The following is a 23,194-nucleotide window of genomic DNA, read 5'->3' as shown; positions in this document are numbered from 1 at the left end:
TAGCTCTCGATGTGCAAAAATCGAGTCTAAAGTATTGGCGATACCAACGTGCAATAGAACTCCCAAGCATACGGATAAATATGAATTCAGACACAGGAGCACCAGACACTCGCATTCTGCTCGATCCTGCCGGCACCACTGATGGCTTCACCGCCTGAATGACGGTCCGACTGGCGGGAGGAGCTGAGCCGCCGAGGGAACCGGGATCAATGTCGAGTTATGCCGACGTCGCTCAGCTAGCCGCTGACCCTATTGTGCAGACGGGCATGCTCGCCGCGCTAGGAACGGTGTCTACGCGGCTAGCGCTTCGCAAGCGATCCGAACGCCAACTAGTCGGGCAATTGGCTCTGTTTGCCGCGCTTACTGCCCTGCTGATATCCCAAGACATCGTTCCGTACGCGCCAGGACCACAGAATGCCTCCGGTCTGCTGCGCTTTTTTATTGGGCTCGCCAAGATCGCGTGGTGGACCAGCGCAGCCTGGTCACTGATCAGCCTCGTGCGCGTCTTCGTGATTTTCGAAGGACGTGTTCGCGAAGGTCGTTTCCTGCAGGACCTCGTCGTCGGCATTATCTACATCGGCGCGGTGCTGTCAGTTGTCACCTATGTCTTCAATGCTCCGGTAGGCACCCTCATTGCCACCTCCGGCGCCATCGCGGTGATCCTTGGTCTGGCCTTGCAAAGCACATTGAGCGACGTGTTCTCGGGTATCGCGCTCAATCTGGCCAGGCCGTACGGGATCGGGGATTGGCTCGTCCTCGGCAACGCAATGGAAGGCAAGGTCGTCGAGACCAATTGGCGCGCAACGCATCTGCTGACTGGCGCTAATGATCTGGTCATTGTTCCCAACAGTGATCTCGCGAAAGCGCGACTCACAAATCTGAGCACTCCCGAGCCCAGCCATGGCGTGACACTCGCGATACGTTTGCGGCCGACCACAGCTCCGTCTGCCATGATCGAGTTGATGCATTCTGTGTTGCTTAGCAGCACGTCCATCTTGAGAACCCCAGAGCCCAGTGTTCACGTAACCTCGCTCGATGCGAACGCAGTCGAACTGGAGGTAGCGTTCAGGGTTGCCGACGTGTCCCTGGTGGGCGTCGCAAAAACCGAGATATTTGATCTGACCTATCGCCACGCGAAGGCCGCAGGGCTGGCCCTCGCCCAACCTCCCGATGGCGGCGTCACCGTTGCCGCATCGGCTTCGGGCGCCTTGTCAGCCGGGCTTCGCGCCACGCAGATGCGACTGCTCGACACCGTTCCGCTATTCGCCCATCTGACCGAGGATGAAAAGGAAGCACTCGCTTCGACGATGACGCGCCGCACCTTTCGCAAAGGCGACGTATTCGTTGAGCAGGGAAGCGTGCTGAAATCCCTTATGATCCTTCGCAGCGGCGTAGCCGTCGTCACGCGGCGGCGCGAGGGTGCCACCGGCGAGGCGGCCGAACTGGCCAGGCTGGCGCCGGGCGATTTCTTTGGAGAGGGCGGTCTGCTGACCGGTGCGGGCGAGCCCGGTTCCATCACGGCGCTGACCCCAGTTGTGGTTTATGAGATCACCCAGGAAGGGCTGGCGCCGCTCATGCGGGACCGGCCGACCATTGCGGATGAGCTCGGGTCGCTCCTGTCCAGGCGGACCGCTGCGGAGCAGTCCAGGCTTGATGAGCGTGACGGCTCTGTACTGCCGAAATTAGATCCCCGCCTGACCGCCCGCATCCGGCATCTTTTCCATCTCTGATTGATTATGACCCCAATACAAAAGTATCGACGATACAATCGTACTATTTATTCGAGCAAATTATCCTTGCATATTGATCATAATTCAACGCACCGACTTGCCCGGCAAAGATTTACTGCTGTGGCGGCGGTGCATCCATGGAGAGATCGAGATGCCTTCTGCAACTGCATTGAAGCAGGCCCGTGAGCCGAAACCGCTGCCGGCGCCCAACGCCGATTTCTATCAGATCGAGGACACGTTGAGTGCCGAGGAACGTGCGATCCTCACAAAGGTGCACGATTTCATGGAGACCCGGGTCGCGCCGATCATCAACGATTACTGGGTCAGAGATGCTTTTCCGTTCGAGCTGATCGAACCGCTGAAGGAACTCAATATTGGCGGCCTCAACGTTGGCGACTACAGCTCGAGGCTGAAGGGCCTGGTGGCGATGGAGATGTCGCGCGTCGACCCGTCGTTCACGACCTTCTTTGGTGTTCACACCGGCCTTGCCATGGGGACGATCGCCCTGCTGGGCTCCGAGGAGCAGCGGCAGAAATGGCTGCCGCCCATGGCGCGGCTGGAGATGATCGGCTGCTTTGGCCTGACCGAGCCGCTGGTTGGCTCGGGGACGGGTGGCGGACTGCTCACGACCGCGAAACGCGAAGGCGATACCTGGATCCTCAACGGCGAGAAGAAGTGGATTGGCAACGCACCCTGGTGCGACGTGTCGATCATCTGGGCGCGCGACCTGGACGATAACCAGGTCAAGGGGTTCATCGTCGAGAACAAGACGACGCCCGGTTTCAGCGTGGCGAAGATCGAGAACAAGATGGCGCTCAAGGTGGTCCAGAACGGCCTGATCACCATGAAGGGCTGCCGCGTTCCGGAAGCCAACCGCCTGCAGAACGCCAATTCGTTCCGCGACACCGCTCACGTGCTGCGCGAGACCCGATCCGGCGTCGGCTGGATGTCCACCGGAGTGCAGATGGGTGCCTACGAAGCGGCGGTGAAATACACCCAGCAGCGCATTCAGTTCGGCAAGCCGATCGCTTCGTTCCAGATGATCCAGGATCTCATCGCCAAAATGCTCGCCAATGTAACGGCGTGCCAGGCGCTGATGTTCCGCCTCGAGGAACTCCACGGCGAGGGCAAGCTTCTCGACCAGCATGCGTCGCTCGCAAAGGCATTCACGACGCAGCGGATGCGCGAGACGGTCGCCTGGGCGCGTGAGGTGCATGGCGCCAACGGCATCATTGTCGACAACAATGTCGGACGCCTGTTCGCAGACGCCGAGGCGCTCTACTCCTACGAGGGCACCTTCCAGATGCAGAACCTCATCGTCGGCAAAGCCGCCACCGGGATCAGCGCCTTCGTTTGAGTCGCTGACTGCCGGAGCGGTCAAACATCCCATCATTCACTTCGAAACTCAGGAGACGATCCATGAGCTCGCCCGCTGTTGCACAGACCCTGGAGCACGCCATGAGCTTGCCGGTCAGCGAAATGTACGCCGCCAACGTCCTCTACGAGAAGAGGGGCGCCATCGCCTATGTGACGATCAATCGTCCGAAGGTGCTGAACGCGCTCAATCGGGCGACCTGGCTGGATCTCCGCTCGGCGTTCGAGGACGCGCGTGACGATGCCGCGGTGCGCGGCGTCATTCTTACCGGCTCCGGCGACAAGGCGTTTGTCGCCGGCGCCGACATCAGCGAACTGGCGCATGTAAGCGCGGTCGAGGCGGAGGTATCGAGCCGTCTTGGGCAGGCAGTGCTCGATCTGGTGGAAAATCTTGGCAAGCCAGTCATTGCCGCAGTCAACGGCTTTGCGCTGGGCGGCGGCTGCGAGACGGCAATGGCCTGCACCCTCCGCATCGCCGTCCCCGAGGCCAAATTCGGCCAGCCTGAAGTGAAGCTGGGATTGCTTCCCGGCGGCGGCGGCACCCAAAGGTTGCCGCGGCTGATCGGCAAGGGCCGCGCGCTTCAGCTCATTTTGACCGGCGGCCTGATCGACGCCGAGGAGGCTTATCGCATCGGCCTTGTCAACGAGATCGTGCCGGCGGCTGAACTGCTGGCGCGCGCGGAAACGATCCTCCACCAGATCGCCGCCAACGGACCGATAGCCGTGCGCTATGCGCTCGAAGCCACGCACAAGGGCATGGACACGAGCCAGAGCGAAGGCCTGTCTCTCGAAGCCGCCTATTTCGGCCTTAGCGCCGGAACAGAAGACAAGAAGGAGGGCACGTCCGCCTTCCTCGAGAAACGTGCGCCCCAATTCCACGGGCACTGAACCGCAAGATTTCAGGAGAACGAAAATGACGACCGACAACATCTTTTCCGGGCTGAAGGTGGTGGACTTCTCAAGCTTCGTCGCCGGTCCCAGTGCCGCCGTGATCCTGTCGGACTTCGGCGCCGACGTCATCAAGGTCGAGCCGCCGACAGGCGACCCCTGGAGACACGGGCACCAGGTCGCACCGCAGCCGCTGGCAGAGGATCCCTATCAATGGCATCTCGCCAACCGCAACAAGCGCAGCATCGCGCTCGATCTGAAATCGCCCAGCGCGCAGCTGGTGCTGCAGAAGCTCGTCACCTGGGCCGACGTCTTCGTCGTCAACACGCCGCACCACGCCCGCGCCAAGCTCAAGCTTGAATACAGCGATGTCGTGGAATGGAATCCGAGACTGATCTACGCCGACCTAACGGGTTTCGGCGAAAACGGGCCGGACGCGAACCTGCCCGGCTTCGACATCACCTCATATTGGGCCCGCAGCGGGTTGCTGTCGATGACGCGCGATGCCGGTGCGCCGCCAACCTGGCCGGTGGGCGGCAGCGGCGACAACGCGACGGCCATGGGGATTTATTCGGTGATCGTTACCGCGCTTTATCGGCGTGAGCGCACGGGCAAGGGCGCCTACGTTACGACCTCGCTGCTTGCCGAGGGCGTCTGGTCGGCAAGCGTCTCGATCCAGGGTGCGTTGGCCGGCGCCAAGTTTGCCGCCCCGCACGATCGCGAGAATCCCGCCAATGCGGGGCTTAACATCTACAAAGCCTCCGACGGAACCTGGTTCGCCCTGATCATTACACCCGACAAAGTCGCGGATGTGGCAAAGGCGATCGGGCGCGAAGACCTCCTCGCAGACCCACGCTTTTCCGACCACGCAAAGCTCGCGGCAAACAGACCGCAACTGACGGCTATCCTCGACCAGGTCTTTGGCGCGCAGCCAATGGCGCATTGGTACGATGTCTTCAATGGTGTCCACGTCACGTTCGGTGCCATTCGCGGCCCGCAAGAGGTGATCCAGGATCCGCAACTGCGGCTGAACGACATCGTCGTTCCACTCGTCGGCGCGGGGAGCAAGCTCACCGAGACAATCAGCAGCCCAATTCAGGTGCACGGCGTAACCAAGGTTCCTGCCAAGGGTGCTCCCGGTCTTGGTGAACATACCGAGGAGATCCTGCGGGCGGTCGGATTCGATGCCAAGGGCATCGACAGCCTGCGTGCCAGCGGCGCCGTGCCGAAGGCACAGGAACGCGCTGCATAGCGGATCGAAAACGACAGTACGGAGACAACAAGCAATGACCGACATCCTCACCGAACGTTCCGGCGGCATCCTGCGGGTCGAGCTCAATCGCCCGGAGAAGAAGAATGCGATGACCAGCGCCATGTACACGCAGTTGGCGAACATCCTGATCGATGCCGCCGAGGACGGAGAAATCCGCGTCATCCTCTGGCATGGCGCAGGAGATGACTTCTGCGCCGGCAACGATGTAGGCGAGTTCCTCAAAGCATCGGCTGGGCCGGGGGAATCTCCGCAGACGCGGCTGATGCGCGCCTTTGTAGGATTCGAAAAGCCAATCGTCGCGGCGGTACAAGGCGCGGCGGTCGGCGGCGGAACCACGATGCTGACCCATTGTGACGTGGTCTACGCCGGCGAAGGTGCCCGGTTTCAACTGCCCTTCATCAATCTGGCGCTGACGCCGGAGTTTGGATCGAGCTACTCGCTGCCGGCGCGCATTGGGCATCTCCGCGCCGCGGAACTGTTCCTGCTGGGAGAGCGGTTCAGCGCCGCGCGGGCAGCGGAGCTGGGTCTGGTGACCCGCTTGGTGCCCGACGATGGCTTGTTCGCGACGGCGATGGAGACGGCACAGAAGCTTGCAGCCAAACCAGGTGGCGCATTGCAGGCCAGCAAGCGGCTCCTCAAACGGGGTTTCATCGACCAGATCAAGGCGGCCATCGACGCGGAAGGACAGGAGTTCAGCGAGCGACTGCGCTCAGCCGAAGCCAAGGAAGCACTGTCCGCCTTCCTTGAGAAGCGTCCACCGAATTTCACGAAGACATCGGCGATGGCGGCCGAATAGGCGTTGCCGTCATCCGCGACATGAAAGGAACAGGTCATGAGCATATTGGAAGCTACCAAGGCAAAGACTATTTCGGGCGCGGCCCGCATGGGCCGGCTGTTCGTGCTGGAACTCAGTGGCGGCCGCATCCACGCCATGAATTCGGACGGCTCCGACCAAAGCGTCATCGTCACCGGCTGCCGGTTTCCCGACGGCATCGTGGTCGATGCTGAAGCCGGCCATATCTACTGGACCAACATGGGGACGCTCAACCTCAATGACGGCTCCATCGAGCGTGCCGATCTCGACGGAAGCAATCGTCAAATCATCATACCGAACGGCGTCACCCATACGCCAAAACAGCTTCAACTCGAGCAGCGCAGCGGCAAGCTCTACTGGGCCGACCGCGAGGGGATGCGGGTGATGCGTGCCAACCTCGACGGCACCGACGTCGAGACACTGGTTCAGACCGGCCAGGGCGAAGACGATCGAAGCGACGCGACAAGGTGGTGCGTCGGCATTGCCGTGGACCCGATCCGGCGCCACGTCTACTGGACACAAAAGGGTCCGGATAATGCGGGCCTCGGCAGAATTTTCCGGGCAGGCCTGGATTTTCCGAAAGGTGAGGACGAATTTAACCGCTCGGACATCCAGGTGCTGTTCGACGACCTGCCTGAGCCAATCGACCTCGAACTCGATCTCGAAAAAGGCTTCCTCTATTGGACCGATCGCGGCGATCCTCCCTTCGGCAATACCGTCAACCGCGCGCCGATCGAGCCGCCGGCTGGTCGCGGTCGCGCGACAGAGATCCTGTTCGCTGGGCTGATGGAGGGCATCGGCATCGCCCTCGATATTGCTGGTGACCGCATGTTCATCACCGACCTCGGTGGGTCGGTGTATTCCGCCAGGCTCGACGGGACTGAGCAGCGGACGCTTCGCTATGCCCAGGGCAATCTCACCGGCATTGCCTACGCCTGACCATTCTCAAGGAGATCAGATCATGTCCGACACCAAAACCATTCGCCAGGTCGCTGTCATCGGAACCGGCGTTATCGGCGCAAGCTGGACGGCGCTGTTCCTGGCCAAGGGTCTAGACGTCGTCGCAACCGACGTTGCGCCCAATGCTGAAGCCGGGTTGAGACGGTTCGTCGACGCTGCGTGGCCGGCGCTCGAGAGGCTAGGGCTCGCTCCCGGCGCCTCGCCTCTGCGGCTCGTCTTCACAGCCGATTTGGCAGAAGCCCTAAAAGGCGCTGAACTCGTGCAGGAGAACGGACCCGAGCGGCTCGATTTCAAGCAGAAACTCTACGGCCAGCTCGACCAGTTGTTACCGCCCGACGCCATCATTGCCTCGAGTTCGTCGGGGCTCGCCATGAGCCAGATTCAGTTGGGCGCAACATCGCATCCCGAGCGCTGTGTGATCGGGCATCCGTTCAATCCGCCGCACCTGATGCCACTGGTCGAGATCGTCGGCGGGGCAAAAACCTCGGAAGACACGATCCGGCGCGCAGAGGAATTCTACACCTCGATCGGCAAGAAGACTGTGCGCATCAACAAGGAACTGCCGGGGCACGTCGCCAACCGTCTCCAGGGTGCGTTGGCGCGTGAGGTCTATTACCTTGTTGCCGAAGGCGTGTTGAGCGCAGCCGACGTCGATACGGCCCTGTCCTATGGGCCAGGTCTGCGCTGGGGCATCATGGGCAACATGATGCTCAACCATCTCGGCGGTGGCCAGGGCGGCATCGACCACTTCTTCGAGCAGTTCGCCGGCCCAATGACCGCTTCGTGGAAGTCTCTCGGCGCGCCGGTGCTGACGAAGGAAGTGCAAAAAAAGCTAATCGACAGCGTCCATGCCGAGGTCGGATCACGCACAGTGGCGGAGCTGGAAGCGGAACGCGACGAGCTGCTGATCGGCTTGCTCGAATTGCGGACCAACGCCGCGGGAGCAGCCGCCGCGCGCGCGGCGTAGGCTCAGGAGCGGCCGCGATCACCGATCGCGGCCGCTCCTGCAATTGCTTTCCTAAACTACAGAGGATGCCGCCATGACGGGCAGGCTCATAGCAGGCGCCAACTCCGCATATCAGTATCCACTGCTCATAAAGCAGCTGTGGCATACGCCGCTCGTGCAGGCGCCGGATCAGAAGATTGTCTATCGCGACGTGAGGCGCTTCACGTATCGCCAGTTGCGCGAACGCATCGGGCGACTCGCGTCCAGTCTCGCCGGGTTGGGTGTTGCAGCCGGCGACACTGTCGGCGTGCTCGACTGGGACAGCAATCGTTTTCTGGAAGCCTATTTTGCGGTTCCAATGATGGGGGCTGTCCTGCAAACCGTGAACGTCCGGTTGTCGCCGGAGCAGATCGCCTACACGATCGATCACGCGGGCTCCTCGGTGCTTCTCGTCAACGATGATTTCGTGCCGGTCCTGGAAGGGATCATCCAGCAACTGCCCAAGGTGAAGACGCTGATCCTGATGTCCGACCGGGCGGCGCCCCAGACTGGCAGCCTCTCCTTTGCAGGCGAATATGAGCACCTGCTGGCCGGTGCCGCGGGCGATTACGACTTCCCGGACTTCGACGAAAACACCCTCGCCACGACCTTTTATACTTCAGGGACGACGGGCAAGCCAAAAGGCGTCTATTTCAGCCATCGACAGCTGGTGCTCCACACGCTCGCTCAAATGGCCTTCCTGGGCACTGCCACGAAACAGGGCCGCTTCTGCCGCGACGACGTCTATATGCCGATGACCCCGATGTTTCATGCGCACGCCTGGGGATTGCCATGGACGGCGACGCTCAGCGGAGTGAAGCAAGTCTATCCGGGTCGGTACGATCCCCATTTGCTTCTCAAGCTGATCAAGACTGAAGGCGTTACGGTCACGCACGGCGTGCCAACGATCCTGCAAATGCTTCTCGGCGCCGCCACGGCGGCAAACACCGACCTTGCCGGATTGAAGATGGCGGTCGGGGGTTCGGAGCTGCCGAAGGCGCTCGCCAGGCAAGCCCTCGCTCTCGGCGTTGACGTCTATGCCGGCTATGGCATGTCCGAAACTGCTCCGCTGCTTTCTCTTGCACAGGTCAGAACCGAAGACCTCACTGCGGATGTGGACAAACAGCTGGATATCCGAACCATGGCCGGCATCTCGGCACCGCTTGTCGACCTGCGCCTGGTCGACAGGAACCGGGATGAGGTGGCGCGCGACGGCAAAACCACCGGCGAAATCGTGGTGCGCGCACCGTGGCTCACGCAGGGCTACGCCGACGATCCGCAAGCGTCCGAGCAATTGTGGTCCGGTGGCTATCTGCATACCGGCGACATCGGCGTCATCGACGCCGGCGGCTATCTCCGTGTCGTCGACCGGATCAAGGACGTCATCAAGTCCGGTGGCGAATGGGTCTCATCGTTGCAAATCGAGGACCTCATTTCTCAGTGCGAGGGTGTGTCCGAAGCTGTGGTGATCGGCATCAAGGACGAGAAATGGGGCGAGCGACCCCTGGCTCTGGTCATCAGGAATGCCAACAGCGGCAGCGAACTCAACGAAACGCGGATAAAGGCGCATCTGAAGTCGTTTGCCGATTCAGGTGTGATCTCGAAGGTCGGCATTCCCGACAAGATACTGTTTGTCGATACGCTTCCCCGGACCAGCGTCGGAAAGTTCGACAAGAAGCAACTCAGGGCGACCTATGGCAACATGGCGGTAGTTGAACAAAGGGAGGAACTACATCATGAGTGACCGGATCCCGGCAGGCCGTCTCCATTTGGACGATCTCCACGTCGGACAGCGCTTTGTCAGCGCCAGCCATACGATCGATGAACCGCAGATCAAGGCTTTCGCCACGCAATTTGATCCACAGCCGTTTCATATGGATGCGGAGGCAGCCGCGGACACCTTGTTCAAGGGGTTGGCGGCAAGCGGCTGGCACACCGCCGCCATCACCATGCGGCTGAATGTCGAAGGCGGCCTGCCACTGGCCGGCGGAATTATCGGGGCAGGAGGAGAGATAAACTGGCCGGCGCCGACACGCCCCGGCGATGTCCTGCACGTGGAGAGCGAAGTCGTCGAGATCACGCCCTCCCGGTCGAAGCCAGATCGCGGCATCGCCACCATCGTCAGTCGGACGGTCAATCAAAACAACGATGTCGTTCAAGTACTCACGGCAAGACTCGTCGTCCCGCGCAGAGTTGCAGGCTAAGCGTATAAGAGTTTCACCCGATCCCAGCGTGACTCGTCCCTGATCGGGCGATTAAGTCCAACCGCTTCCAGCTGTTGGATGTTGGCATCGGTTCTACCTAGACTGCGGTTTCCCGATCTGTACCAAAGTATTTCCGATACCATCGTGCAATAGATCTGCAGCCTGACTTCAGGAGATAGTAACACATTCAATCAGGGATATGTGTCATGGACGATCGCAGACTTGCCAACTCGCGCGCCGCGAACCCATTTTCCAACAAGGAGGCCTGCATGAAGTCGGAAGGCGACGCGGGGGCCGTCTCGAGGCGAACCGCCCTGGCGCTGGGCGCAGCGGCCGCTTCGGTGCTGTCCATTCCCCCCCTTCACGGCCATCGCTAGGTCTGCCGTGAGTTCCTCCCCTCGAAATCAAGGAGCCGAAACCATGACGTTCGTAAAAATCAAGGACGGAACAGAGATATTCTACAAGGATTGGGGGCCGAAGGATGCTCAGCCTCTCGTGTTTCATCACGGCTGGCCTCTCAGCTCGGATGACTGGGACGCGCAGATGCTATTTTTCCTGGCCCAGGGCTATCGCGTCGTGGCCCACGACCGTCGTGGGCACGGCCGCTCGACGCAAGTCCTCAGCGATGGTCATGACATGGACCACTACGCGGCAGATGCTTCGGCTGTGGCCGAGCATCTCGATCTGAAGAACGCCGTCCATATCGGCCATTCGACCGGCGGCGGCGAAGTCGCGCGCTACGTTGCAAAATATGGTCAGCCTCAGGGCCGTGTCGCCAAGGCCGTCCTGGTCAGCGCCGTACCGCCGCTCATGGTCAAGACCGAGAGCAATCCCGGCGGCACACCGATCGAAGTCTTCGATGGTTTCCGAACAGCACTTGCCGCCAACCGATCGCAGTTCTTTCTCGATCTGGCCTCAGGACCGTTCTACGGTTTCAACCGGCCGGGCGCGAAGATATCGCAGGGCATCATTCAGAACTGGTGGCGTCAGGGCATGATGGGCGGTGCGAAGGCCCACTATGAAGGCATCAAGGCTTTCTCGGAGACCGATCAGACGGAAGATCTTAAAGCGATCACGGTGCCGACGCTCGTCCTGCAGGGCGACGACGACCAGGTCGTACCGTACAAAGATGCATCACTGCTTCAAGCCAAGCTGCTCAAGAATAGCTCGCTCAAGGTCTATACCGGCTTTTCGCACGGCATGTGCACGGTGAATGCGGACGTGATCAACGCCGATCTGCTCACCTTCATACGCGCCTGAATCACGACCCGCTTTGAAGCAGCAATCAACCGCGGTGTTGCCGTTGCGGTTGGGTGCTGTCGATCACTCTCGTGAACGATCTGCTGTTGGCTCCCGATCGCCATCCGCGGCTTGGCGCGCAGCTCGCAGGTCTTCACCAGCGCGCGCGGAGAGCTATGCGGGCGGTCATTCGCCACGAGGCCACCGATGCCGTGGCGGCTGCAGCCCATGACGCCGGCCGATAGACCAATCCAAAAGTATTGCCGACACCATCGTGCAATGGATTTGCGACCGCCGTCAGTCGATCTCTAACGCATCCAATTGAGGAGATGTGTCATGAGCGATCCCCGGTTTAGCAATTCACGCGTCGCTGCAATCATCAGGACGAAGAACGACATCAGCGTCACCCAGGCGCGATGGATACTCATTCCGTTGTTCGGATTGTGGATCCTGGTTTCCGCCGCAAGCGTGGTCCTCCAGTGAGGAAATGGACCCGGCCGTGAGCGCAACCACGACACAATTGCCCTTCACTATCGCCGGATTTCCTCTCCGGTCGTGGGCTTTCGCCGTCCGTATCTGGATGGCCTCGGTCGTTGCCCTGCTGGCGAGCTTCTGGCTTCAACTCGAGGCGCCGGCCTCAGCCATGCTCACCGTCATGATATTGGCGGAACCAACGCGTGGGCAGGCGCTGGAGAAGGCCGGGTTTCGCCTGATTGCCACCCTCGTGGGCGTGGTTGCCTCGATTGCAATCGTGGGCTCGCTGTCGCAGACGAGAGATCTGCTCCTGGTGGCCTTCGCGCTGTGGATGGGCCTTTGCATCTATGCATGCGGCCTGCTCGACGGCTACCGCGCCTACGCTGCGGTGCTATCGGGATATACCGTCGCGTTCATAGCCATCCAGCAGATCGATAACCCGCAGGGGGTCTTTGAAGCAGCGACGGAACGCGGTGCTGCCATTGCAGTTGGGGTGCTGTCGATCACTCTCGTGAACGATCTGCTGTTGGCCCCGGATCGTCATCCGCAGCTTGGGGCGCAGCTGGCTGCCCTGCACCAGCGTGTGCGAAATTATGCACGGGCGGTCATACGTCGTGAGGCTACCGACGCGGTGGCTGTCGCAGCCCTGATCAGAGAGATCGTCACGCACCGCCCGGACATATCGAGCCTCGCAGCCGAATCGAGCAGCGGCCCGGTGAGAAGCGCCGCGGCCCGCAGCGCGATGGTGGCACTCGTGGCGGAACTGCAGGCGGCGCGCGCCTTGGCCGCCCTTCCGGCAAAATCGGATACCGCACTGCGCGAACGTTGGGCTTCGGCGTTTGATTTGAGCTCCGAAGAATTTTCGAAGATATCATCTCGCGATCAAGATGCCGGCTCGCTCGACGCTGATCAAGTGCCACTTCAGTGGGCGCTTGGCGAACTCATGCGGCGGGATTCAGAGGTTCGCGTTCATCTTGCGGCGCTGAAGTCCGTCGTGCGCCCGTCCCGGTCATGGCGAGCGCCACTCTACCGGTCACAGCGGATTGCGATAGAAAATGGAGTTCGGGCGGCAGCATGCGTTGCGGCAGCTTGCCTCTTTTTCGTGTTGGCCGGCTGGCCGAGCGCGAGTTCGGCGCTTTCTCTGGTTGCAGTCGCAATGGGATTGGGTGCGACGACACCGGCGCCACGAACCTTCACGACGCTCGGTTTTTTCGGCGCGCCGATCGCGGTCGCCCTGACCGGCATCCTGGAATTCTTTGTCCTCAACGGGGTTTCCGACTTTCCACTGCTGGCGCTCGGCCTGGCTCCATTCCTGATCGGCGCCGCGCTCATGGCGACCTCGCCGAATCCGGTCTGGGCAGGTCTTGGAAAAGTGAACCTGATTTTCATTTCGGCGATATTCGCCCCGAGCAATCCGCAAACCTACAATCCGCAGTCATTCCTGTTTACCTCGCTGTTCACCTGTGCGGCGATGAGCGTGCTGCTCGCAACCCAGTATCTCATCCCGCCGGTATCGGACCGTCAGCGCAGGCGCTGGCTGCTCGCGTCGGCGAGGCATGATCTTCGGCAGCTGCTGGATCGTCCCGATCGGCGCTACGCACCCGAGGAGGCTGCATTCAGAGATGCCGTGCGGGTCGGGCAGATCGCTTCGGCCGGCCCGAACGAGGCGGAGTACCGGACGTCCGTCGAGCATGCGCTGGAATATTTCGATCAAGCCGCTGCAATCCGCTGCGGTGCAGCCCGACTCACCCAGCTGACGGATCGCGCCATAGGCGCTCTGGTCGTGAACGCGCGGGCAGCTTTGGCCGCGCGCGATCCCCAGCTTATCCGCGTAGCCGCCAACGATCTGCGTGCCTACGCTGAGACTGATCATGCCGTCGCCGCCGCGCGTGCAGCGCTGGTCGTTGCCGGTGCAATTGTCGAACAAGCGGCCGCGGCCGCCATTCATGTTCAGGGAGCCAGGTCATGACGCACGATTTTCATGAGCTAGTGATCGGCGGCGTCTTTTTCGCGCCATTCATCACCTACGCCGTCGCAGCGCTCGTCATCATTCTGGGGCTTCGGCCGATCCTGCACCTCGTCGGCTTCGCAAGCATCTTTAGCCATGTGTCGATCGCCGAGTTCAGCCTTTATGTGGCCGTGCTTGGCGGCCTTGTGCTTCTCGCTTGATGGAGACTGTTATGGACGCGCAACTCAAGGAAGAGTTTGTTCAGGAAGCGGCGCTGGCCCCGGAGACGGAGCCTCCCGCGCTGACGCCCAAGCAAATTGACAACGAGGCATTGCAGGTTGCGAACCTCAATCTTCCTGTTCCGGCTGCTCCGCAAGACGGCGCCCAGACAGCTCTCATGCCCCAAGGCCAATTGACCCGACGGGGGGCCGCGATGCGACTCGCGCTAGCAGCAGTGGCGAAGCGGCTGGCCACGCTGGCGCTGGCGCTCGTCGCGGTGCTCATTTCCGTCGTCGCCTGGGACCACTACTTGACCGCCCCATGGACTCGCGACGGGCGTGTCCGCGTTCAAGTGGCAAGCGTTGCTCCTGAAGTTACCGGCCGGATCAAGGAACTGCGCGTTGCCGACAACCAGTTTGTGCACAAGGGCGATGTTCTGTACGTGCTCGATCCGTTCGATTTCGATGTGGCCCTGCAGAGCACTAGAGCTGCGCTGCAGCAAAGGGCAGCGGATGTGCAGGTAAAGCAGCGGCAATCCGAACGGCAGGGGAAATTGTCGAGCCTCGCGACCACCCCCGAACAGCAGCAGGTCTACGCCGGCAACGCGATTCAGGCTGAGGCCGCATTCGAAGCCGCGCAGTCCCAGGTCGCCCTGGCTGAAGTGAACCTGAAGCGTACCGAGATTCGCAGTCCGGTGAATGGATATGTGACGAACCTGCTGCTGCGCGCCGGGGACTATGCACGCCAGGGTATCGCAAATGTTTCGATAATCGATACCGACAGTTTCTGGATCGACGGCTATTTCGAAGAGACCAAGATGGCCCGCGTCTGCACCGGCGCCCAGGTCGAGGCGAAGCTGATGGGCTACTCAACGCCGATCATCGGGCACGTCAGCACCATCACACGTGGCCTCAGCGTTTCCAACGCAGCCGCTGGCGCCCAGGGACTACCGAATGTGGATCCGATCTATACGTGGGTGCGGCTCGCTCAACGCGTTCCGGTTCGCATCGCGATAGACGAGGTGCCGCCCGGCGTACCGCTTGTCTCCGGTATGACGGCAACCGTCACGGTCCGTGACCACTCCGCCGCCGATCATTCCACCTGGCTCGACGGTGCACATGCGAGTCTGTCCAACGTGCTGGACGGACCCGTGGCGCGGCCCGACTGTATCCCAACGGTGACGGCCGACGGTGAGCTGGCGCAATCGGTCCCGGAATGGGAAGCACAGGCGACACTCGAGCCGGACCAGATCAATCCCGGCCTGGCTTCCAGCATACAGGCGCCACCTCGCCAAGATTGACCCTAATGGCCGCCTGGTTATGTGCGGATTTCGGGAACCGGCAGACGCAATTTGCACGGCCGGCACTCCGACGTCCGGATCGCCTGCCATCGGCCATGTCTAACCGACTTCGCCGGTACCAAGGTATCGTCAACACCATCGGACAATCGATCCAAGGCACGTTCCGCTGCATTCTCCTAGCCGCCGAGGCGATCCGATCTCGCGAACAGCATAGCGTCATTACCCATCGAAGGAGTCGTCCACCATGCACGCAATTCGAAAACTTCGTGAGTCAGGCCACGCCACCGTAGCTGACTACGAAAAGCTTCTCGCTGCAAATGTAGTATTTCACAGTCCGGTGCTGATACGGACGGCAGAAGGTCGCTCGGTGGTTGCAAAGATATTCGCGGCGTCGACCACTCTACGAGACGGTGCCTATACGGGTGAGTGGAAACTGGACGACCGAAGGACCCTTTTGAGATGGAAGGGAACAATTCAGGGTCACGAGCTGGAAAGTTTCGATATTATCGAAGAAAATGACGAGGGGCTCATCGTCGATCGCACAGTGGCCTTTCGCCCAATGCCCGCAGCGAAACTTTTTCGGGATGCCATGCGGGCTGCTATTGGAAACTCGGTTCCAGACGATTTCTGGGAATATCCAAACTAGAACTTCAGTGCATCGGAGAGGCCGTCCGCTGCGGTGTCGGTTCGATTGGAAAGCTACATTCCGTATCATACTACCCGACGTTCCCAAAGCCGGCCAAGTCGATCTTGAGAGACTTGCTCCATGCTCCACTCGATCATACGCCCGGCAACGCGAGCGTCACTACGCAGAAATCCTTTGTGGAAGCCGAGCGATTCAGCAAATCGCGGTGACAGAACCGGGTTTATGAGTGCCCGTCTAGTACCAAGGTATCGTAGATACCTTCGTCCAATCGATCAGGGCGCTCGCTCGCTCTACACTTTCCACAGCCCAGCGATCACTCTCGCGAGGATACGGCGAAGGAGGGAGCCATGCCATTCACGATCAAGGTCAACGGTGAGACGCATGACGTCGACGTGGACGGCGACACGCCTCTTCTCTGGGTGTTGCGTGATGTGCTTGGAATGATGGGCACGAAATTCGGATGCGGCATGGCGCTCTGCGGTGCATGCACCGTGCATGTCGATGGCGAGCCCGTCCGCTCTTGTATCACCACTATCGACAGTATTGCCGAATCGTCCATCACGACCATTGAGGCGATTGGAAGGACTGAGGCGGGCGCCAAGATACAGCAGGCCTGGCTCGACCTCGAAGTGCCACAGTGCGGCTATTGCCAATCGGGGCAGATCATGTCCGCGGCGGCGCTGCTCGCGAGCAATCCACACCCGAGGGACGCCGACATCAACGACACGATGTCAGGAAACATCTGCCGTTGCGGGACCTATGTCCGCATCCGCGATGCAATCAAGCAGGCTGCTGCAAGCTGAACGGAGGGCTGTCATGATAAATCACGGTGGATCCCAAGGCTCCTGCCACAATCGACAGGGCGGGGCAGATAGCGTCTCGCGGCGTAGCTTTCTGCAAGTTGCGACGACTTTAGGCGGAGGCCTGGTTCTAAGTCTCGCCCTCCCAGCGGCAAACGCCACAGCGGCGGTCGATGCCGGGAAGTTCTCCCCCAACGCCTTCATCAGCATCGGTGGCGACGGAAAGATCGTGCTGACGATGCCCTATGTCGAGATGGGGCAGGGGACCTACACCTCCATTCCGATGCTGATCGCCGAAGAGCTCGAGGTCGATCTGAACCAGGTGAGCTTGGAGCACGCACCGCCCGATGAGAAGCTCTATGCCAATCCACTGATTGGGGTGCAGGCGACGGGTAACTCGAATGCGATCCGCGGAGCCTGGCAGCCGCTTCGCCAGGCCGGAGCGACGGCGCGTGAAATGCTTGTCTCGGCGGCGGCAACGCGCTGGAATGTCGATCGCGCGACTTGCCATGCCGAGCGTGGTCAAGTGGTCCATGCGGCGACAGGGCGACGTCTCGGCTTTGGCGAACTCGCCGCGGAGGCGGCGCGATTGCCGGTTCCAGAAAACGTTGCGCTGAAACAGCCGGGCGATTTCAAGCTCATCGGCACATCGGCCAAGCGTCTCGATCTCCCGTCTAAGGTGAACGGCACTGCCGTATACGGCATCGACGCCCGCCCACCGGGCGTGAAGATCGCGACGCTTTCGCAGTCGCCCGTATTCGGCGGCCGCGTGAAGAGCGTGGACGACACTGCGGCAAAGGCGGTCAAGGGCGTGCGACAGATCGTTAGGCTTGAGGACGCTGTCGCCGTTGTGGCTGATCACATGGGGGCTGCGAAGAAAGGCCTCGATGCGCTGGTGATCGAGTGGGATGATGGACCCAACGCCGCGCTGACGACGGGGGCAATCGCCGATATGCTCGAGCAAGCGACCCTAAATCCCGGTGCTGTTGCAGAGACGGTCGGTGACATCGATGCGGCGATGGCAACCCTCCTTGTCAAGGTCGAAGCGAGCTACCACGTGCCATTCCTCGCGCACGCAGCGATGGAGCCGATGAATTGCACTGTCCACCTGCGCAAGGATGGTTGCGAAATCTGGGTAGGCAGCCAAGTCCTCGGACGAACCCAGTCCGTGGCCGCGAAGGTAGCAGGCCTGCCGTTAGACCAAGTCGTTGTCCACAATCACTTGATCGGCGGCGGTTTCGGTCGGAGGCTCGAAGTTGATGGTGTCGCTCGAGCTGTCGAGATTGCCAAACATGTTGACGGTCCGGTCAAGATCGTATGGTCGCGCGAGGAAGATATTCAACACGACATGTATCGTCCAATGTTCTTCGACCGTCTGTCTGCCGGACTCGACAAGACAGGGATGCCGATCGCGTGGAGCAACCGTTTTGCGGGTTCTTCAGTGATCGCGAGATGGGCGCCTCCTGCGTTCAATAACGGGCTCGATCCCGATACCACCGAAGGCGCGATCAATCTTGTCTATGATCTGCCCAATTTGCATGTCGAATACGTTCGGGTGGAGCCGCCAGGCGTTCCGACCGCCTTTTGGCGCAGCGTCGGACCTTCCCATAATGTCTTCGTGACCGAGAGCTTCATGGATGAGCTTGCCGCGATTGCCAAGCAGGACCCGGTGGCTTACCGGCTGTCCATTCTCGACAAAACGCCTCGCGCGAAGGCCGTGCTGCAACTGGCTGCCGAAAAAGCCGGCTGGGGAGAGAAACTACCCGAACGTGTCGGTCGCGGGGCATCGGTCCAATATGCATTTGGGAGCTATCTCGCGCAGATTGCCGAAGTCGAAGTCTCGAAGGAGGGCAAGGTTCGCGTTAGACGAGTAGTATGCGCTGTCGACTGCGGAACACCAGTCAATCCCAACACGATCGAGGCACAGATACAGAGCGCTGTAATGTTCGGCATCACCGCAGCGCTTCATGGCGAGATCACCGTCAAAAACGGAAGGGTGGAACAGTCCAACTTCGATACATATGAAATTCTGCGGATCGACGAAGCTCCGACTGTCGAGGTCTACATCATTCCCAGCGCCGAAGCGCCAGGCGGTATGGGCGAGGCGGGAACCTCCGCCATCGTGCCGGCCGTGGCCAACGCTATCTTTGCCGCCACCGGAAAACGCATCCGAAAGATGCCGATTGACAGCAATGCGCTTAGCCTCCCGGGATAACTGCAGACAAGAAATTTCATCTCAACGCGCAGAGCGGCAATAGTGGTGCAGCGGAAGAAGTGAGGTTGTACCGGTGTCGTGGCGATTCGCGACCGGGCCCGCAGATTATCGCCCCATTACTGACTGAGTTTCCTACTCCAGCAGTCCGTGACCTTTATCGGTTGTTCGGACACAAGATAGTTGCCGCCTGCCGCACACGTCGGGAGGAGGTGATCAGCACGGTTATCCCGGCCAGCGCTGGAGCACAGCAGACGTCCGCAAGCTGACGACTGTAGCGAAACATTGGATTCAGTTCGAGCACCCGGGCGGCAACTGTCCTCGCTTCTTCAAGCCGGCCGACTTTGGCAAGGGCAGCGGCCAACTGCACGAAAGTTATGCTATCTGCGGGATTAGCGTGAACCGACTTAAGGCGGCGCGACAGGCTTCGTCATGGCGCCGCGCAGCAAATGGCTCGTCGCCTGTGCATCGAAGGCGGCGAAAGGCCACGGGTCGAATGGGCTTAGCCGCATGCTTCGCTCGCTCCATTTCGATGGCTCGCTCTGCTTCTCCCCTTCATCCAACTCGGTGGCCGCACTGGCGGTGCTGTTTTCTACTGACCGCTTGTGTGCCAACTTGAAATTAAGCAATCCAGCTGTCGAACCGAAATTTCAGTTGCCGTTACTGCCGCAATCCAGTTGGCGTCTCTCTGAAAGCACAGATATGACTTGGAGTAAGTTCGATAAAAACTTATCAATATTGAGAGATATTTACTTCTCCCCGGTGAAAGTCGCGTAATCTATCTTATGGAACTTGCTAGGCGGATAGAAATCGAACAGCTATTTTGAGTCGCAGCCGCTCGAAAATGTTACTTCTTCTATTCGGTGCCGCACGGCCTCATCCGCCAGCAAGTCATCCAGGAGGCCGTCGCGAAGGCGCCAACCGGCAGCAGCTCATGACGCTCGCAACCGACGAGTTCATCCGCCGCTTCCTGCTCCACTTGCGCGGGCTGCCGACCTTGCTGTCGATCAGATCGGACGGGAATGGCTTCATCAGGCCGCGAGGATCGAGCTCCGTGCCCAGCCAGCGCATTCTGCGGCGCCAGTATGACCGGCATACGGTCATGAATGGTCGCCATAAGCTCGTTCGGCTCGCAAGTCACAATGGCAAAGGTCCGGATGAGTTCGCCGATGATCTTGTCGGCATACTCTTCCCAGATGCCGGCCATCGCGAAAGGCTCGCCCGATTTCATGGCAATGGCATAGGGCTGTTTTTTCTTACCGATGCATCAAGCTTCTGCCATTCGAAATAGCCGTCCACCGGGCGCGAGGCAAAGGCTTTGCGAAAAAGGCCATTCGTCATAATCGTCTCGGATCGCGCATTGACCGGCGGTGGCCTGCCGCCGCCATCGCGCGCCCAGCCCGGAAATCTTGCAGCGAAGCGTGCCGCAGTTTTGGCTCACCGCGCAAGGTTCGAACCCTGCCGACGATACCGGGCTTGGCCCATTTGACGTCTTCTGAGGCTATTGCCTTGGCAACCCGGTTGGTGCCCTGCCCGCCTTGACGCGCTCCCAGAGCCGTTCACGTACGCCCTTAGGCAAGGCAATGGCGGCGGATCTGGCATAGCGACCGTCGCGAGCCATGAGCGCCTTGGTTTCCTTGCCCTTCTCCGCTTGATGCCGATGAGATCGAAATCACCGATGTCCCAGCATTTGATCTTCAGCCAGGGCCTCGCCCTTGGAAATCGATGTCCGACTGCAACAAAACCGCAAGCGTGACGTTGCAGATTCGGAAAAACAGAGGCGCATCATGCCGGACGATAAGAGTAAAACAGACAACAGGATCGCAATCAGGTCGCTGGAGACGAAGAGTACGAGGTCGGTTACCTCGCCAGCAAATTCGGCCTCAGTATCCCAGACGTGCGCCAGCTTATCGCCAAGTACGGAAATGACCGCGAAACGCTGGAGCGAGAGGCGAAGGCTATCGGGAAGAGGTAGTTGAATGTCCGCTCTGGCCACGAGCGCCGATGATCCGTTATCGGCATGGTTTGCCCACAATGACGAGAATTGCGAATCTTGGACCACCTAAGCCCGGCCTTAACTAGAGAGGTCACCCAATGCTTTCCTTGCTACGCGCGCTTCATGCCCACGCCGCAAAACCAGGAGATGGGCTTCTGCCGGAATTTCTAAACATGTCTCCGTGGCCGCACGGAAAGCCCATGAATGAGAATTCAGTCACCGCAGAAGCCCTAAAGGCGAGCCAAAGCCGCCGCCAGTCCGCCAGAATATTAAAAGGCCCAACATCATCTGAAGCGCCTGCGGGGAACCATTCTCAAAGGGTCAGTCGGAAGGGAATTCCCAACATGGTTGACGATGCAGTCAAGCCGCCAGAAAAAGCGAGCAGCGTTGCGGCGCGCCGTCTAGTGAGAAAACCCAGATAAGCACCTTGCAAGCAACCGAACTGGTTGGCTTCCTTGCTCCGCACAATTGGTCATCGCTGTTGCGGGAGGCTCGGATTATTAAGAAACCTTAGAACCGCACCAGCGGCTCCCGCAATCTCAACGATGATGCGATCGCAAGTCCACAAGGGCCGAGTTGCACTGTCGCGTGTTCGCCGTTCCGTCACTTTAGCTGTCTAGCCCCGTCACTCGCCAAGCAGGCGGACATAGTTTTTAACCAAGGGCCGATCTGCAATTGCCGGCCGATCGGCGCGCTCTAAGTCCGGCAGGCGTCGATCTCCCTCAACCGCAGTGGCCGGCGCGGACAGCGGATTGCTTTCACCGGCAAATCGCGCCGGCCATTTTCCTCCGCCGGCATGTCGAGTATCATCCCTATTTCGACGTGGGGAAGATACCCGCTCTCGTTTAATGTGGATTTGCCTTGTCCTTCAAACGGCTGTAGAATTTTTGATTAGCGACCGTCGATTAACGTCCCTTCGTCGCCGGTCTTTGTCCCGCCGCCGTTTTTCTCATCGCCAAGGCGACGGGACATTCTAGGATGTCAGCCGGATCAGTGACTAGGCTAGACAAGCCTACTGCGCCTCAGCAGCCTGCCGTCGTCGTTTTCATTTGGCCAGGAGCAGCCGACTTGGCATCCGTATCCTGTTGGCCGGGCGCGGCCTGTCTGGCACTACCGCTCTGTTGACCCGGCGCGCAGTCCTTGGCCGAATTCGAGTTCGTTCCACTCGTGGTCGTCGAATCCGTTCCCTGGTCAGTCGTAGTGCTCGGCATTGTCGTGGTTGTCGTTGTCGACGATCCGCCTGTGGTGGTGGTCGATTGTGCAAAAGCGAACACAGTTGACAATGCCGCAATGGCTGCGGCGAAAAGAAGCCGTTTCATGATCAACTCCTTAATGAACGTCCCTTCGGTCACCTAACATCGCAGCGAAATGACGGTTCCAAGAAAATCAAGGCGGGTTAGAAGGGCGAGCTTTTTTCGGCAGCGGCCAGAAGTGATCACGCCGTCCGCAGCGGTCGATTCCTCAGGGATGTAGCCGCTTACTCCAAGGATGAGACGAAGCCCGCTACCGGCGCTCCTAATAGGTGGCGGGCTTTCGTGTTTCTGGCGCCGGCAGCGTGGCCTCATGGATGGTCGAGCACGGTCACGCCTTGGATTGGCCTCGCTACAGCCATGGCACCTATGCAGGGCAACAGGCGAAGGCCGAGGCTGCGAAGGTCGGTCTGTGGGTCGGAAAGTTTCAGGCGCCTTGGGATTGGCGTGCGGGGCATGCAGACAAGGCACCAGCGGTTAGCCAGCCCCTTGGGATCATCAAGAACCAAGTGGTGCAGAGCTATTCGTGTCAGCCGCGGCGGACCTGCCCACAGATTAGCTCGTGCGATGAAGCAAACTGGTATCTGGCTAACTGCTCCTGGGGCGGCAGATCGCGACAAGGACGGCATCCCTTGTGAGAGCTTGTGCTGAACCGCATGCGGAACGCACACCAACTTTTTTAGGAATGGGCCGGTCGACAGTGCCCTTACCAAAGGGGCCGCGCTGCGTCACAACGGAAGTTGCAGGTCACCAAACTAGTGGTTTCCGTTTAACATAAGAGTCCGGCTTGGGATTCCCTTTCGCGAGTGCGCATGCGAGTTTGGCGCATGCGCACAGGAATATTCCTCACCGTTTCGCCGATTGATCGCCAACGCCTGAGCG

The 23,194-nt window shown here is 60.2% G+C and carries 21 protein-coding genes and 1 pseudogene; 20 read left to right on the top strand and 2 right to left on the bottom strand.

Going from position 1 to position 23,194, the window contains the following annotated elements; all coding sequences use genetic code 11:
• The first annotated feature begins 209 nt into the window (after window positions 1–209).
• The 19 genes from H0241_RS29910 (at window position 210) to H0241_RS29820 (ending at window position 19,843) form a co-directional block, all read left to right on the top strand.
• Window positions 210–1,730, top strand: a complete 1,521-nt coding sequence (locus tag H0241_RS29910; protein WP_181061369.1) for a cyclic nucleotide-binding domain-containing protein — start codon at window positions 210–212, stop codon at window positions 1,728–1,730.
• A gap of 151 nt (window positions 1,731–1,881) precedes the next feature.
• The gene (locus H0241_RS29905; RefSeq protein ID WP_181061368.1) at window positions 1,882–3,087 is read left to right on the top strand and encodes an acyl-CoA dehydrogenase family protein; all 1,206 of its coding nucleotides are present in this window, start codon (window positions 1,882–1,884) and stop codon (window positions 3,085–3,087) included.
• Window positions 3,088–3,149: 62 nt separating this feature from the next.
• Window positions 3,150–3,992 (top strand): enoyl-CoA hydratase-related protein, encoded by an 843-nt coding sequence (locus H0241_RS29900; protein ID WP_210285128.1) that lies wholly within the window; start codon window positions 3,150–3,152, stop codon window positions 3,990–3,992.
• Window positions 3,993–4,017: 25 nt separating this feature from the next.
• Complete coding sequence (locus tag H0241_RS29895; protein WP_181061367.1) at window positions 4,018–5,244, top strand: CaiB/BaiF CoA transferase family protein; 1,227 nt, start codon at window positions 4,018–4,020, stop codon at window positions 5,242–5,244.
• A gap of 34 nt (window positions 5,245–5,278) precedes the next feature.
• Window positions 5,279–6,061, top strand: a complete 783-nt coding sequence (locus tag H0241_RS29890) for an enoyl-CoA hydratase (protein ID WP_181061366.1) — start codon at window positions 5,279–5,281, stop codon at window positions 6,059–6,061.
• Window positions 6,062–6,097: 36 nt separating this feature from the next.
• Window positions 6,098–7,018 (top strand): SMP-30/gluconolactonase/LRE family protein, encoded by a 921-nt coding sequence (locus H0241_RS29885; RefSeq protein ID WP_181061365.1) that lies wholly within the window; start codon window positions 6,098–6,100, stop codon window positions 7,016–7,018.
• Window positions 7,019–7,040: 22 nt separating this feature from the next.
• The gene (locus H0241_RS29880) at window positions 7,041–8,006 is read left to right on the top strand and encodes a 3-hydroxyacyl-CoA dehydrogenase NAD-binding domain-containing protein (RefSeq protein ID WP_181061364.1); all 966 of its coding nucleotides are present in this window, start codon (window positions 7,041–7,043) and stop codon (window positions 8,004–8,006) included.
• A 73-nt stretch (window positions 8,007–8,079) separates the two neighbouring features.
• Window positions 8,080–9,768 (top strand): fatty acid--CoA ligase, encoded by a 1,689-nt coding sequence (locus H0241_RS29875; RefSeq protein WP_181061363.1) that lies wholly within the window; start codon window positions 8,080–8,082, stop codon window positions 9,766–9,768.
• Window positions 9,761–10,228, top strand: a complete 468-nt coding sequence (locus H0241_RS29870; RefSeq protein ID WP_181061362.1) for a MaoC family dehydratase — start codon at window positions 9,761–9,763, stop codon at window positions 10,226–10,228. Before H0241_RS29875 ends, H0241_RS29870 begins: the two co-directional genes overlap by 8 nt.
• A gap of 206 nt (window positions 10,229–10,434) precedes the next feature.
• Entirely contained in the window at window positions 10,435–10,605 is a 171-nt protein-coding gene (locus tag H0241_RS29865; RefSeq protein WP_181061361.1) for a hypothetical protein, read from the top strand.
• Window positions 10,606–10,648: 43 nt separating this feature from the next.
• Window positions 10,649–11,488, top strand: a complete 840-nt coding sequence (locus tag H0241_RS29860; protein WP_181061360.1) for an alpha/beta fold hydrolase — start codon at window positions 10,649–10,651, stop codon at window positions 11,486–11,488.
• Window positions 11,489–11,803: 315 nt separating this feature from the next.
• Entirely contained in the window at window positions 11,804–11,950 is a 147-nt protein-coding gene (locus H0241_RS29855) for a hypothetical protein (RefSeq protein WP_181061359.1), read from the top strand.
• A gap of 16 nt (window positions 11,951–11,966) precedes the next feature.
• A complete protein-coding gene (locus tag H0241_RS29850) occupies window positions 11,967–13,910 on the top strand; it encodes an FUSC family protein (protein WP_181061358.1) in 1,944 nt (647 codons plus the stop codon).
• On the top strand, window positions 13,907–14,110 hold the full coding sequence (locus tag H0241_RS29845) for a DUF1656 domain-containing protein (protein WP_181061357.1): 204 nt from the start codon (window positions 13,907–13,909) through the stop codon (window positions 14,108–14,110). The genes H0241_RS29850 and H0241_RS29845 overlap by 4 nt, the downstream gene beginning before the upstream one ends.
• A gap of 11 nt (window positions 14,111–14,121) precedes the next feature.
• The gene (locus tag H0241_RS29840) at window positions 14,122–15,408 is read left to right on the top strand and encodes an efflux RND transporter periplasmic adaptor subunit (RefSeq protein WP_181061356.1); all 1,287 of its coding nucleotides are present in this window, start codon (window positions 14,122–14,124) and stop codon (window positions 15,406–15,408) included.
• A 244-nt stretch (window positions 15,409–15,652) separates the two neighbouring features.
• Window positions 15,653–16,054: a hypothetical protein gene (locus H0241_RS29835; protein WP_181061355.1), complete on the top strand. Its 402-nt coding sequence runs from the start codon at window positions 15,653–15,655 to the stop codon at window positions 16,052–16,054.
• Between the two features lie 347 nt (window positions 16,055–16,401).
• A complete protein-coding gene (locus H0241_RS29830; protein ID WP_181061354.1) occupies window positions 16,402–16,857 on the top strand; it encodes a (2Fe-2S)-binding protein in 456 nt (151 codons plus the stop codon).
• Window positions 16,858–16,870: 13 nt separating this feature from the next.
• Window positions 16,871–19,069, top strand: a complete 2,199-nt coding sequence (locus tag H0241_RS29825; protein WP_181061353.1) for a xanthine dehydrogenase family protein molybdopterin-binding subunit — start codon at window positions 16,871–16,873, stop codon at window positions 19,067–19,069.
• Window positions 19,070–19,498: 429 nt separating this feature from the next.
• Window positions 19,499–19,843: a hypothetical protein gene (locus tag H0241_RS29820; protein ID WP_181061352.1), complete on the top strand. Its 345-nt coding sequence runs from the start codon at window positions 19,499–19,501 to the stop codon at window positions 19,841–19,843.
• Between the two features lie 204 nt (window positions 19,844–20,047).
• Here the strand turns inward: H0241_RS29820 and H0241_RS29815 are convergent.
• Window positions 20,048–20,470 (bottom strand): annotated as a pseudogene (locus H0241_RS29815) (SOS response-associated peptidase); the annotation flags it as partial.
• 268 nt (window positions 20,471–20,738) lie between these two features.
• On the bottom strand, window positions 20,739–21,062 hold the full coding sequence (locus tag H0241_RS36605) for a hypothetical protein (RefSeq protein ID WP_456238138.1): 324 nt from the start codon (window positions 21,060–21,062) through the stop codon (window positions 20,739–20,741).
• A 1,140-nt stretch (window positions 21,063–22,202) separates the two neighbouring features.
• Here H0241_RS36605 and H0241_RS29805 point away from each other — a divergent pair.
• The gene (locus H0241_RS29805; RefSeq protein ID WP_181061351.1) at window positions 22,203–22,418 is read left to right on the top strand and encodes a hypothetical protein; all 216 of its coding nucleotides are present in this window, start codon (window positions 22,203–22,205) and stop codon (window positions 22,416–22,418) included.
• Window positions 22,419–23,194: the final 776 nt, after the last annotated feature.

Origin of the sequence: Mesorhizobium neociceri (assembly GCF_013520985.1) — a bacterium.
Classification (GTDB): Bacteria; Pseudomonadota; Alphaproteobacteria; order Rhizobiales; family Rhizobiaceae; genus Mesorhizobium; species Mesorhizobium neociceri.
This window is presented reverse-complemented; position numbering and strand designations above follow the sequence as displayed.